General features: G+C 35.2%; 10 protein-coding genes. 4 read left to right on the top strand and 6 right to left on the bottom strand.

The annotated features are described in order from the left end of the window. Nucleotides 1-97 precede the first annotated feature (97 nt). Genes BLT84_RS02630 through BLT84_RS02615 form a run of 4 tightly spaced genes read right to left on the bottom strand, consistent with a single transcriptional unit; the run spans nt 98 to nt 6786 of the window. Nucleotides 98-3610 carry an efflux RND transporter permease subunit gene (locus BLT84_RS02630; RefSeq protein ID WP_091262657.1) on the bottom strand — a complete coding sequence of 1171 codons (3513 nt, stop codon included), beginning with the start codon at nt 3608-3610 and terminating at the stop codon, nt 98-100. An 11-nt stretch (nt 3611-3621) separates the two neighbouring features. Further along, a complete protein-coding gene (locus tag BLT84_RS02625) occupies nt 3622-4788 on the bottom strand; it encodes an efflux RND transporter periplasmic adaptor subunit (protein WP_034893538.1) in 1167 nt (388 codons plus the stop codon). Nucleotides 4789-4810: 22 nt separating this feature from the next. After that, nucleotides 4811-6178, bottom strand: coding sequence for a TolC family protein (locus BLT84_RS02620; protein ID WP_091262655.1), 1368 nt, complete (start codon nt 6176-6178; stop codon nt 4811-4813). A 2-nt stretch (nt 6179-6180) separates the two neighbouring features. After that, nucleotides 6181-6786, bottom strand: a complete 606-nt coding sequence (locus BLT84_RS02615; RefSeq protein ID WP_034893544.1) for a TetR/AcrR family transcriptional regulator — start codon at nt 6784-6786, stop codon at nt 6181-6183. Between the two features lie 135 nt (nt 6787-6921). Here BLT84_RS02615 and BLT84_RS02610 point away from each other — a divergent pair, with 135 nt between their 5' ends. Next, nucleotides 6922-7896, top strand: a complete 975-nt coding sequence (locus BLT84_RS02610; protein ID WP_034893546.1) for a polyprenyl synthetase family protein — start codon at nt 6922-6924, stop codon at nt 7894-7896. Here BLT84_RS02610 and BLT84_RS02605 read toward each other — a convergent pair. Beyond that, the gene (locus BLT84_RS02605) at nt 7893-8429 is read right to left on the bottom strand and encodes a hypothetical protein (protein WP_091262653.1); all 537 of its coding nucleotides are present in this window, start codon (nt 8427-8429) and stop codon (nt 7893-7895) included. The two genes, BLT84_RS02610 and BLT84_RS02605, sit on opposite strands and share 4 nt — an antisense overlap. Before the next feature lie 129 nt (nt 8430-8558). Here BLT84_RS02605 and BLT84_RS02600 point away from each other — a divergent pair, with 129 nt between their 5' ends. Together BLT84_RS02600 and odhB are read left to right on the top strand one after the other, a co-directional pair. Then, entirely contained in the window at nt 8559-11336 is a 2778-nt protein-coding gene (locus BLT84_RS02600) for a 2-oxoglutarate dehydrogenase E1 component (RefSeq protein WP_091262651.1), read from the top strand. A gap of 75 nt (nt 11337-11411) precedes the next feature. Next, entirely contained in the window at nt 11412-12683 is a 1272-nt protein-coding gene (gene odhB, locus BLT84_RS02595; protein WP_091262650.1) for a 2-oxoglutarate dehydrogenase complex dihydrolipoyllysine-residue succinyltransferase, read from the top strand. Between the two features lie 264 nt (nt 12684-12947). Here odhB and BLT84_RS02590 read toward each other — a convergent pair whose 3' ends face one another. Beyond that, nucleotides 12948-13385 carry a retropepsin-like aspartic protease gene (locus BLT84_RS02590; protein ID WP_034893559.1) on the bottom strand — a complete coding sequence of 146 codons (438 nt, stop codon included), beginning with the start codon at nt 13383-13385 and terminating at the stop codon, nt 12948-12950. 51 nt (nt 13386-13436) lie between these two features. Between BLT84_RS02590 and BLT84_RS02585 the strand changes: the two genes are divergently transcribed. Next, the gene (locus BLT84_RS02585) at nt 13437-14204 is read left to right on the top strand and encodes a TatD family hydrolase (protein ID WP_091262647.1); all 768 of its coding nucleotides are present in this window, start codon (nt 13437-13439) and stop codon (nt 14202-14204) included. The last annotated feature ends 3 nt before the right edge of the window (nt 14205-14207 follow it).

Genomic DNA, 14207 nt, shown 5'->3' with positions numbered 1-14207 from the left:
TTAAATTTTTTTGATAGAGTTTTTATAAAAAAAACTATGCCGATTAAAGTATTACTCAATACTTTAATCGGCATAGAAAATTCAAAAATAAAAATTCTTAGAGATCCGCAGATATTGGAGCATCCTGATTTTTAGGTATGGCATCTGCATTCTTCTTAGTTGCTATCCACATCTTTATTCTCATTGAAATATAGAATAAGATAGGAACTACATTTAATGTTAAGAAAGTAGCTATAAGTAATCCGTAGATCACGGTCCATGCTAGTGGTCCCCAAAATATAACGTTATCTCCTCCAAAATAGATATTGGCATCAAACTCACTAAATAATGTAAAGAAATTTATGTTAAGTCCTATTGCTAATGGAATTAAACCTAATATAGTGGTAATAGCAGTTAAAAGTACTGGTCTTAAACGTGCTTTCCCGGCTAGAATGATGCTATCTAATAATTGTTCTTTATTAAGATATTCATGTTCTTCCAGATCTAGTTCATTTTTCTTCCTGTCTATTAACAGCTGTGCATAATCTAAGAGTACTACCCCGTTATTTACCACAATTCCGGCAAGGGAGATAATACCCATCATTGTCATCATAATAACAAAAGGAGCTCCGCTAATTACAATTCCACCAAACACCCCAATAAAACTTAGGAATATGGCGATCATAATAATAAATGGTTTAGAGATCGAATTAAATTGAAAGATCAGAATAAAGAATATTAATCCTAAGCCGCTAAAGAAAGCTCCCATTAGGAAAGCTTGTTGCTTATTTTGCTCTTCTATCTGCCCTGTATAATCTACTTTAATATCATCAGAAAGACCTTCATACGTTCTCATTTCATTTTGAATTTGCTCTACCGCAGCACCAGCATCTGTAAATCCTGGAGATAATGCAGAATATACAGTTACCACTCTTCTGGTATCCCTATGTTTTATGGCGCTAAAGCCAGAGCTATTCTTCTTAGAGGCAACAGCAGATACAGGAATTTGACGTAACTGACCTTTATTATTTCTAAAGATGAGATCTTGATTGAAAAGTGCACTAGAATTATATCTGCTCTCTTCATCAAATCTAACATAGATGTCATAATCTTCACCATCATTCTTATAGATCCCAGCTTTAGTACCAAATATAGAATTTCTAAGTTGTTGCCCAACCTGTCCGGCGCTTACACCAAGCTCTCCTGCTTTTTCTCGGTCTACAATAACCTGCATGGCTGGTTTATCTTTGTTGACATCTATTTTTAGCTCATCTATAGCTGCAATGTTCTTATTATTAATGAACTCTCTCATACTCTCTGCAGTATTGATAAGTTCATTATAATCTTCACCTTCTAGTTCTATATTAATAGGAGCTCCGGTTGGAGGTCCATTTTGATCTTTCTCTACAGAAATCAAGACTCCCGGATAAATACCATCTAAAGCTTCCTGAACTTTTTGTCTCAGAATTTCTGAATCTTCTCCTTGTCTAAATTTAAACTCCCGCATAGAAGCTGTGATCTTCCCTTTATGAGGCATCTCTGCTGCAGATCCCCCATCGGTTTGTGGATTTCCTGCACCTTCTCCCACTTGAGATACAGCACTTTCTACCATAAAATTTCTAGCACCCTCCATATATTGAGCGTCATTAATTACGGTATAAACCCTTTTTTCTATCTCTTTGGTGATGCTATTGGTCTTCTCTATATCTGTTCCCTGAGGATATTCTATATAAACAATGATCTGATTTGGTTTGTTCTCCGGGAAGAATTCTACTTTAGTTCTTTTAGAATTTAAAGAGGCGCCAAAAGCTACAAAGGCAAGGATCAATAGAGCAAACGTACTTCCAATTAACCAATAGGGACGCTTCTTTAAAAATGACTTTGTTAACTGTCTTTCATACCAATTCTCTAGCTTAACTAAAGATGTATTTTGAAAACGATTTGCCATTTTTCTCAACACCAATCTATAAACCCAAAGCATGATGGCGGTAAAGATCATCACAGAACCTAAAGCGCGATAGTCGCCACCAAAAATAAAGATCAACAATCCTATTGCTGCTATTATAGAAGATGTTTTAATGATGGTTTTTAAAGGTAGATTTCTATCTTCTGTGGTCATGAACTGAGAGACTAATACAGAATTAAAGAAGATAGCTACAAATAAAGAAGACCCAAGCACTACAGATAATGTTATTGGGAAGTAGATCATAAATTGCCCCATTAAACCAGGCCATAATCCCAAAGGAACAAATGCTGCTACAGTAGTTGCTGTAGAGATAATAATAGGAAATGCAATTTCACTAATACCTTTCTTGGCAGCATCTACACGATTCATACCTTCTTCATCCATCAATCTATATACATTCTCAACAACCACAATCCCATTGTCTACCAACATTCCAAGACCCATGATGAGTCCAAACAAGATCATGGTATTCATGGTATATCCTAAATAGTTCAAGATCATAAGAGACATGAACATAGACATAGGAATAGCAAATCCAACAAAAAGTGCATTTTTAAATCCGAGGAAGAACATCAGCACCGTTACCACCAGAATAATTCCAAATATGATGTTATTCACCAAGTCATCTACCTGTCCTATGGTTTTTGAAGATTGATCGTTAGTGATAGTGATCTTTAAATTAGATGGAAAAACATTTTCCTTAGCTTCTTTTACGATCTTCTCAACCTTTTCTGCAGCTTCCACCATGTTCTTTCCAGAACGCTTCTTAACATCCAACATTACTACACGCTCCCCAAATTCTCTGGCATAAGTAGTTCTGTCTTTTTCCTTAAAACTAATATCTGCTATATCTTTAAGGTATACATTATTTCCACCATCAGATTTTACTACAAAGTTTTCTAAGTCTGAAGGGGAATCTATTTCTCCTAAAATTCTAATAGTTCTACGCTGTCCACTAGCAATAAAATTACCTGCAGACATGGTCATATTTCCACCGTTAATTGCACTGGTAATATCCTGGAAATTTACAGAAGATGCCATCATCTTATAAATATCTACCGCAACTTCAATTTCCTTTTCCTGTGCCCCACGAATATCCACTTTTTTGATCTCGGTTAGATCTTCAATATCATCCTGAAGATACTCTCCAAACTCTTTAAGCTTAGCAACAGGATAATCTCCAGAGATATTAATATTTAAAATAGGAACCTCTTCTGAGATACTTAATTCAAAGACATTTGGTTCTACTTTGGCGCCGTTAAAAGTAGGCCAATCTTCTCCAGAGGTTTCTGAATCTATTTCATCCTTCACCTTTTGTTTGGCAAGTTCAACAGAAATACCTTCATCAAACTCCACTACTATCATAGAGTAATCTTCTTGTGAAGTAGAAGTGATCTCCTTTACATTACTTACCGTCTTTAATTTATCTTCTAAAGGATTAGTAATTAGTTTTTCAATATCTTCTGCGGTATTCCCAGGAAATAATGAGCTTACATAGATCTTAGTTTCTCTAATTTCCGGGAAGCTTTCTCTAGGCATACTAAAATATGCAGATGCTCCCAAGAATAAGATAAGGATCATCATTACATAAATAGTGGTCTTGTTTTGTATAGCCCAAGAGGATAATTTAAACTCCTGATCTATAACTTTTTTCTTCTTTTCCATATAATGTAACCTTAATCTGTAATAATTTTCACGGTTTGCCCGTCTTTAACACTTCTAGCACCTTCTTTAATGATCTGGTCTCCATCTTTTACTCCTTCTAGAACCTCAATAACATCTCCTTGAGTTTTTCCGGTTTTAATGATCTGTTGTTTAGCAACGGCTTTTTCACCTTCAACATTCTCTAAAATATAGATGTACTGTTCTCCTTCTGCATTTTCTGAAATAATACTTTGCGGGATCAATAATGCTTCTTCACTGGTATAATCGTTAATTTTTAACCTTGCAGTTAAGTTAGGTTTTATCTCTTTCTCCTTATTTGGAACTTCAATTTCTACCTTGAAAGTTCTGTTGTCAGGATTTATAAAGTTTCCTGTTTGTCTTATCTTAGTATCTATAGATTTCCCAAGTACCGGAAATGTTACTTTAACTTCTTTCCCTTTGGTAACATCAGAAATATAATTTTCGGGTACATCGGTTTGGATATACATATCAGATAAGTTCACAATTCTTAGAATTGGAGTTTGTCCTGGAGAAACCACGCTTCCTGCCTCCGTAATAACATCATCTATAATTCCTGAAAAAGGAGCGATAATCGTAGATCTTGCAACCTGACTCTTCATTTGGTTTACAGCACTTACTTGTCCTTCGTAATTAGATTTAGCCTGTAAAAATTGAATCTCACTTCCAATCTTTTGGTCCCATAATCTTTTCTGACGTTCAAAAGTGGTCTTAGCAAGATCTGCCTGAGTTTGTAGCTGTGCCAATTGCTGGCTCATTCCGCCATCATCTATTCTCGCCAAAAGCTGGCCTTTTGTAACTTTATCACCTTCCTTAACATAAACCTTATTAAGGATCCCGCCAATTTCAGCATTAATTACTAGGTTCTGCTTTGTTTCTACACTACCCTGAAGTTCCAGATAGTGATTAAAAACTTCTTTTTTGGCTAAAATAGCGGTAATTAAAGGCACATTCTTTTCAGGATTAAGCTCATCTAATTTTGCATCCAGAACTTTTAGCTGATCGTGTATTTCCTGCTGTGTGGTAGTTAATTCATCTCTTTTCTGCTGAATTGTTTTAACATCATTTGATGCTGCAATCTCTTCTACAGATTTATTGTTATCTCCTCCACAAGAAATGAGAAGCGTTGAAAGTGTAAGTATTGATAGTAACTTTTTCATGTCCTTATTTATTGAAATAAATTTAATTTTTAGCGGTGTATCTTGAAGTATCTAATAAGTTTTCTAACTCCACCTTGTTGGTTATTACATTAAGCATAGATTGTAAAAGCTCTTGTTGAGCAGAGAATAACTGGGTTTGAGCATCTCTAAGATCAAAACTCGTAGCCAATCCTTCAGAAAACTTAATTTGGTTCTTATTCTCAATTCTCTCAGCAAGCCTTAAGTTTTGCTGTTGAGTCTTGTAATTTTCTAAGCTGTACTCGTAGTTATTCTTAGCAGAATCTATTTCGAGCCTTACCTGATTTTTTGTTTGATCTAGCTGAATAAGAGCCTGATCATATTCGATCTTCTTTTGCTGAGTTCTAGCTCCGCGCATTCCACTGCTAAATATTGGGATACTAAGGTTAACGCCAAGAATAGATTGCGTAAAATATTTCTGGTCGTTTTGTAAGAATGAAAAACTTTCGCTGTTTCCTTGAAATCCATAATTTACAAATGCAGATAATCTTGGTAACGCTTTAGATTGTTCTAATCTCACATAAATTCTAGCTGCCTCTGCCTGATTTTCTGCAATTCTATAGTCTATGTTTTCTTCTACAGAAATATCTTTGGCAAGAAGTTCCAAATCAAAATATCTTAATGCTAAAATGTTAAGATCTTCGGTAAGTTTTAATAGGGTTTGCACGGGTAAACCTAAAGTTAGATTAAGCATTTCATAAGAGATATCTCTGTTGCGCTTATTCCTGTTCAGGTTATTCTTAAGCCCAATTAGAGTGATCTCTAATTGTTCTACATTTTCTTCTTCGGTTAACCCATTTTCAAAGATCTTTTTAGTATCAGAATAGTTCTTCTCTAAGGTCTCTATATTATATTGAAGTATTTTTACGCTTTCTTCTGCAAGTAAAACGTTTCCGTAGGCATTAATAACACTAGATTTTACCTGCTGGTCTGTTTTGGTCTTCGCATTCTTAGAAATTTGAAGCAGGGTTTTTGCAGACTGAACTCCAACAATATAAGAACCATCAAAAATAAGTTGATTCCAAGTAGCTGTTCCGTTGAGGTTTTGCTGAGTCCCAAATCTTACTGGAGTAAACGTACCTGGTTCTCCACCGGTTATCTCTGCAGGAATTAATGTTACAGGTTGCTTCAAGAAGTTTTGGTAATCTAAATTCCCTGTAATTTGCGGCAGCCCTTGTGCAATGATCTCCCATTTTTGTTTTAGGGCTTTGTCTATATCTTTAGAAGAGATCCTGGCAGCATAATTATTGTCTATCCCAAAGGCAATAGCTTCCTCTAAAGAGAAGGTATATACTCTTGAGGTCTCAGATTCTTGAGCCCAGAGATTGGCGCAAAATAGAACTGCTAAAAGCAATGAACTAATATTTTTCATATTTAAACAACTTCAGTTTTAATAAATTGATTGAGGGTTTCTAGGCCTTTGTCTGTAACTATAGCGCGCAGATGATATTCTAAAAAACTTTCTAAAAGCTCAAAGCTGCTATATTTATCTACCGGAAAATGGTAATCATCTTTAAGTCCCATCATTCCTACAAAATAGATCTTACTAATAAAGTCTATAGGTAAATTAGCTCTATACAACCCGTCTTTTATGCCGCGCTCTAGATTTGTGGTTACAGAACCTTCCATTATTTGTAAATGGGTTTTTTGAACACTCGCAAACACCTCAGGATAATATTTTTTAAGTTGATATTGAGGGGAAGATTTTTCATCCTTTAAATTATTCATTGCGAACTTTTTGATCTCAAAGAGTTCTACAATAGGATTCATCTTTTGTTTGTTTATACTTTCAATACCACAAGAAATAGTGGAGATAATATAAAAAGTGCTTGCTTCTACTAATTTGGTTTTCGTAGAGAAATGAGAGTAGATGGTCTTTTTAGAAATTCCCAGTTTATTCGCAATATCATCCATAGTAACGCTCTTAAAGCCAAGGTTTAAGAACAGATCTGCAGCGGTTTGAATAATGTGATCTTTCAATTTTATTTAATTTGAAGCGCAAAAGTACATCAGGAAACTTTAAAAACCTTAAAAGTTTCCGAAAATTTTGTAATTTAATTCGATACTGAAATTTGAAATAATATCATTTATGGTATTTTAGCCAAAAAATTAAAAATGCTATCAATATCTGAATATCGCGAAGCTTTTGTAGAGTATCTTGAAGAGAAAGTAGTTACAAGAGAACCCGTGAATTTGTACGAGCCAATTACCTACATTTTAAATTTGGGTGGAAAGCGATTAAGACCGGTATTGGTATTGATGACAGCAGAGATCTTTGATTCTTCTTACAAAAATGCACTAGATGCTGCATTGGCTATTGAAGTGTTTCATAATTTTTCTTTGGTTCATGATGATATTATGGATGCTGCACCTTTAAGAAGAGGTAAGGAAACCGTTCATGAAAAATGGGATCTTAATACGGGAATTCTTTCTGGAGATGCTATGCTTATTAATGCATACCAATTATTTGAAAATTATGATGGCGTTATTTTTAAGGAACTTGCACAGTTATTTACAAAAACGGCCATAGAGGTTTGTGAAGGGCAGCAGTACGATATAGATTTTGAGAGTAGGGAAGATGTAAAGATCTCAGACTATCTTAAAATGATAGAATTTAAAACTGCGGTTTTAGTTGGAGCATCGTTACAAATGGGAGCTATTGTAGCTGAAGCACCTGAAGAATGTAAACGCGCAATGTATGAATTTGGTAGATTGCTAGGAATTGCTTTTCAATTACAGGATGATTATTTAGATGCCTTTGGAGATCCTGAATCTTTTGGGAAACAACTTGGTGGAGATATCATTGAAAATAAAAAGACCTTTTTATATCTAACGGCACTTCAAAAAGCAAGTGAAGCAGAAGCTAAACAACTAGAACATTTATATTCTATCTCGCCTATGGATGCGTCTGGTAAAATTGAAGCGGTAAAAGGAATTTTTGAGCAAAGTGGAGCTTCTAATCTGGCTCGAGAAGAGATCAAAAAATATACAAAAGAAGCTTTTGATGTTCTTGATAAAATTCAGGTGCCGGCAGATAAGAAATTATTGCTCAGAAAATTCGGAGAATCTTTAATGGATAGGCAGGTTTAAAAGTAGATGCTTACAAAAGGTAACAAGGCACTATTATTAATGCTTTTGTCATCATCATATAAAACATCATATTTTAATCCTGCTGTAAAGGGTCCTGTAGTATACCCCAGCCCTAAAAATAGTGCGGGAACCCAATCTTTAGTAGTTACATCATTAGCATCTATATATTCAATCTTTCTATTGATATAGGATTCTTGTAATTCTGTAGAAATCTGTATGGAAGATATGGGTCTTACAATTCCAATTAAACTTCCACCCACACTAGTAGCTTTAAAATTATCCACTTTTCCATAGGCAGCATTTATACCAACTCCAGCAGAAAAAGTTTTGTTAAAATCATATAAAGCAGAAGGCGCTATTTCTACTGAAATATAGTCGCTACCAACACTTAAACCTAAACTTCCTCCAAACCTAACCTGACTCCAAAACAGACTGTTGTTGTCTGATATTGAGTTTTCTGTAGTCTGCGAATTCATGGTTTGTAAACCGCTTACAATAATTAATGCAATAAGAAATACAGCTTTTTTAGGCATAATTTGATACTTAAACATGTTAAAATTCTTATAATATAATAGATAAATATAATGTTTTCTATAAGCTATAAAATCTAAAAATTGTATTTTTGCGATGTTTTATAACAAAAGAAACATTAGTTTCCACCTATGGATAGATTTTCATTTCTTAACGCCGCAAATACAGCATATTTCGCTGACCTCTACGATCAATATTTACGAAATCCAGATAGTATAGAGCCAAGTTGGCGTGCTTTCTTTCAAGGTTTTGACTTTCGAATGGAAGAAAGTGGCGTAACTGCAAATAACAATGAAGTACAATTTCAAGCCAATCCTCTTGAAAATCAGAATGGGGAAATTCCTCAGTCTGTTCTTAAAGAGTTTGAAGTAGTAAGGCTAATTGATGGCTATAGAACTCGTGGGCATTTGTTTACTAAAACAAATCCTGTTAGAGATAGAAGAAAATATACTCCTACTTTAGAGTTACAGAATTTCGGACTTTCTGAACAAGATTTGGATGTTAAATTTAGCGCTGGAGAAATATTAGGAATAGGAGCGGCTACACTCAGGGAGATCGTAGATCATTTAGAAACCATCTATTGTCATTCTATTGGGGTTGAGTATATGTACATCCGCAAGCCAGAAGAAATAGAGTGGATCCAGAAAAAACTTAACATAAATGACAATCAGCCTAAATTTAGTAATGAAGAGAAAAAACAAATTCTCTCTAAATTAAATCAGGCTATATCTTTTGAGAGCTTTTTACATACCAAATATGTTGGGCAAAAGCGTTTCTCTCTAGAGGGTAACGAAAGTTTGATCCCAGCTTTAGACGCAATTATCGAGAAAGCAGCAGATCTTGGAGTTAAAGATTTCGTGATGGGTATGGCTCACCGCGGGAGACTTAATACGCTTACCAATATTTTTGGGAAAAGCGCTAAGCAGATCTTTAGTGAATTTGATGGGAAAGATTACGAACAGGATATTTTTGATGGAGATGTAAAATATCATTTGGGCTGGACCTCTTGCAGAACGACCAACAGCGGTAAAGAAATCAACATAAACATTGCGCCAAACCCTTCTCATTTAGAGACGGTAGGAGCTGTTGTGGAAGGAATTTCTAGAGCTAAACAAGATCGAAGATATAAAGACGATATTTCAAAAGTACTTCCAATAATAGTACATGGTGATGCAGCAATAGCAGGGCAAGGTTTAGTATATGAAATTGTGCAAATGGCGCAATTAGAAGGATACAAGACCGGAGGTACCATTCATATAGTAGTTAATAACCAAATAGGTTTCACTACTAATTATTTAGACGGTAGATCTTCTACCTATTGTACCGATGTTGCTAAGGTTACACTTTCTCCTGTACTACATGTAAATGCAGACGATGCAGAAGCTGTGGTACACGCGGTACTATTTGCTTTAGATTTTAGAATGCATTTTGGTAGAGACGTTTTTATTGATCTATTAGGATATAGAAAATACGGGCATAATGAGGGTGATGAGCCTAGGTTTACCCAGCCAAAATTATACAAAGCTATAGCTAAGCATGAGAACTCTAGAGATATTTATGCTGAAGAGTTACTTAAGAGTGGTGTAATAGAGGAAGGTTACGTTAAGAAACTGGAAGAAGAGTATAAGGCAAAATTAGAAGAAGAATTAGAAGATTCTCGTAAGGAAGATACCACCAAGATCACTCCTTTCATGCAAGATGAATGGGAAGGTTTTGAAAATGTTCAGGAAGATGTAATGATGGAGGCGGTAGATACTACTGTGTCATTAGATAAATTAACTGAAGTTGCAGAAGTTATTACCAAACTTCCAAAAGATAAGAAATTTCTACGCAAGATCGCTAAACTTATAGAAGCACGTCATACGATGTTCTTTGATACTAATAAGTTAGATTGGGCGATGGCAGAATTGTTGGCTTATGGAACTTTAATGCAGGAGGGATATAGCGTTAGAATGAGTGGGCAAGATGTAGAAAGAGGAACTTTTTCTCATCGTCATGCTGTAGTTAAGGTGGAAGAGAGTGAAGAAGAGATCATTCTACATAATAGTATACCAGATAAAAAAGGAGATTTCCATATCTACAATTCATTACTATCAGAATATGGGGTAGTGGGGTTCGATTATGGTTACGCAATGGCAAGTCCGCAAACGCTTACTATTTGGGAAGCTCAATTTGGAGATTTCGTAAATGGTGCGCAGATCATGATAGATCAATATATTTCTGCAGCAGAAGATAAGTGGAAATTGCAAAATGGATTGGTAATGCTGTTGCCTCACGGATACGAGGGGCAAGGGGCAGAACACTCTTCAGGTAGAATGGAGCGTTTTCTTCAACTTTGCGCAACAGATAATATGTTTGTAGCAGATTGTACAACGCCTGCAAATATGTTTCACTTATTGCGTAAGCAAATGAAGGTGAACTATAGAAAACCTCTAATTATTTTTACTCCAAAAAGTTTGTTGAGACATCCTAAAGTGATCTCTACAAAAGAAGAATTTGCAAATGGATCTTTTCAAACAGTTATTGATGATTCAGAAGCGAATGTAGATAATATCAAAACTTTGGTATTCTGTACAGGAAAATTCTACTATGATCTTTTAGATGAGAGAGAGAAAAATGAAAGAAATGATGTAGCTTTAGTTCGTGTAGAGCAATTATTTCCGCTTCCTTCCACTAAGATGAAAGAGATCATGGCTAAGTATAAAAACGCAGATGATCTTGTTTGGGCTCAGGAAGAACCAAGAAATATGGGCGCTTACAGCCATATGTTATTACATTTTGATGAGGCTAAGAATTTTAGAGTATGTAGTAGAAGATTTTATGGATCTCCTGCAGCAGGTAGTTCTGTAAGATATAAAAAGCGCCATGAGAAAGTAATCGAAAGCGTTTTTGATAAAACAATGAATTAATTAGCTGAATAATAAACTAAAAATTTAACCCTTATTGCGCAAGCAGAAGGATTCAAAAAATAAAAATATAAGATCATGGCTTTAGAAATGAAAGTTCCTTCTCCCGGAGAATCTATCACAGAAGTTGAAATTGCTCAATGGCTGGTAGAAGATGGAGATTATGTAGAAAAAGATCAGGCTATTGCAGAAGTAGATAGCGATAAAGCAACTCTTGAACTTCCTGCTGAAGCAAGTGGAATAATCACTTTAAAAGCTGAAGAAGGTGATGCTGTTGCCGTTGGTGCTGTGGTGTGTTTAATAGATACAGATGCTCCAAAACCAGGTGGTGGTGATAAAAAAGAATCTCCAGAATCTGAATTAAAAGAGCAGAAGGAAGAAACGTCTACTAAAGAAGATAGTGATAATGCAGATGCTTTAAAGCAAACGCCTTCTAAACCATCTACGCCTTCGCAAAAACAAGATAAAACGTACGCTACTGGAACTCCATCTCCTGCTGCTAAGAAAATTCTGGATGAAAAAGGAATGGACTCCAAATCTGTAAAGGGAACTGGAAGAGATGGTAGAATTACCAAAGATGATGCTGTTCAGGCAAAACATTCTATGGGGACTCCTGGAGCTGGTAAAAGAGGTGAAGAGCGCAAGAAAATGTCTATGTTAAGACGTAAAGTTGCAGAGCGTTTGGTAAGTGCAAAGAATGAAACAGCTATGCTTACTACCTTTAATGAGGTAGATATGTCTGCGATCTTTTCTTTGCGTAAGCAGTATAAAGATGAATTTAAAGATAAGCACGGAGTAGGGTTAGGATTTATGTCATTCTTTACTCTTGCAGTGGTTAGAGCTTTAGAACTTTATCCAGATGTAAACTCTATGATAGATGGAGATTATCAAATAAAATATGATTATAAAGATATAAGTATTGCTGTGTCTGGACCAAAAGGTTTGATGGTTCCGGTAATGCGAAATGTTGAAAATATGGGCTTTAGAGCTGTTGAGGAAGATGTAAAACGCCTTGCTTTAAGAGCTAGAGATGGAAATATTACAGTAGATGAAATGACAGGTGGTACCTTTACAATTACCAATGGTGGTGTATTTGGTTCTATGCTTTCTACTCCAATTATCAATCCACCTCAAAGTGCTATTCTAGGAATGCACAATATTGTAGAGCGTCCTGTAGCTATAGATGGCCATGTGGAAATTAGACCTATTATGTATGTAGCGCTTTCTTATGATCATAGAATTATTGATGGTAAGGAATCTGTTGGGTTTTTAGTTGCAATAAAAGAGGCTTTAGAAAATCCGGAAGAGCTATTAATGGATAATGACGTGAAGAGAACTCTAGAGCTTTAATCTAGATTTTTGAATAAAATAAAAGGCAATAATTCTACTTGAATTATTGCCTTTTATCTTTTTGATTGGTTTCAACTAATTAAAGTAAGGAAATCAACGTCAGGATATTAATAAGAAGTACGGCTGCAACTATTACTGCTAGCACTGCCATTATAAAGGGCGGTATCGTATTTTTATCTTGAATAGACTCCATAACTTATATATTTATACCAAATTTACCTCTTTTTGTAGCACGTTATAATGGGGGTTTTTCCCCAGTTTTTGTTATTTCAAATAAAGTGCTTTGTTTTTATAATCAATGACGGCTTTCCCTTTCTTTAGAACATCAGCACCTATAATTCCATGAACCTTTTCAGCTTTATGGTCTTCCAGAGCTTCATTAACGTGTGTTAGATCAAATAATACGAGGTCTATTTTTTTCTTCTTCCAGCCTTTAAGTTCTAGAATGTTCTCCTGTGCCATTTTAGTAAGCATATTATTTGCTCCCGCCCCGGCGGCTCTTACCTTGCTTTCTTCTGCTAGTAGTTTAAAATGTGTAGCGGCATCAAATCCTACACAGGTACTCGATGCACCGGTATCTAAGATAAAATTCCCTTCAATTTTATTTATTTTTGCTTTTACTTCAAAATGATTGGTTGCTGTGAACTTCATTTTGATGCGATAATATCCTTTATCTTCTAATAGTTTCCTTAGCGTAGACATTCTTTATGTTTTGGTAAAGATAGGTCTTCAAAATAAATTAATTTTGTAAATATGATATTAACAGACACGCATACACACTTATATAGCAAAGATTTTGATGAAGATAGGGCAGAGGTTCTACAGCGAGCTTTAGAGAATAATGTTAGAAGATTCTTTATACCTGCAATAGATTCTACTCATACAAAGGCTATGTACGAGCTTAAGGAGCAATTTCCAGATAATTTACATTTAATGATGGGACTGCACCCAACATCTGTAAAAGAAAATTACGAAGAAGAATTGCGGCATGTGGAAGAGGAGTTTCAGAAAAGAGATTTTATAGCGGTAGGGGAAATTGGTATAGATCTATACTGGGATAAAACTTTATTGCAGCAACAGCAAATTGCGTTCAAACGACAGATCCAATTGGCTAAGAAATACAAATTACCAATCGTAATTCATTGTAGAGATGCCTTTAATGAAGTTTTTGAGGTATTAGAATCTGAAAAGGATGATGATCTTTTTGGGATATTTCATTGTTTTACCGGAAATTTAGAGCAGGCTCAAAAGGCACTTTCTTATAATATGAAGTTGGGAATTGGAGGGGTTGCTACCTTTAAGAACGGTGGTCTCGATAAATTTTTAGTTGAAATTCCATTAGCTAATATTGTATTAGAAACAGATTCGCCTTACTTGGCACCTGCACCTTATAGAGGGAAGAGAAATGAAAGTAGTTATTTAAAGCTGATAGCAGATAAACTTTCAGATATCTATGAGGTAGATATTGAGACGATAGCAGATGTTACCACTCAAAATTCAATCGATATCTTTGGGGTATAATGT

It is taken from the genome of Gillisia sp. Hel1_33_143, assembly GCF_900104765.1.
Lineage (GTDB): Bacteria > Bacteroidota > Bacteroidia > Flavobacteriales > Flavobacteriaceae > Gillisia.
The sequence above is the reverse complement of the archived record's forward strand: the minus strand, read 5'-3'. Positions and strand labels throughout refer to the sequence as shown.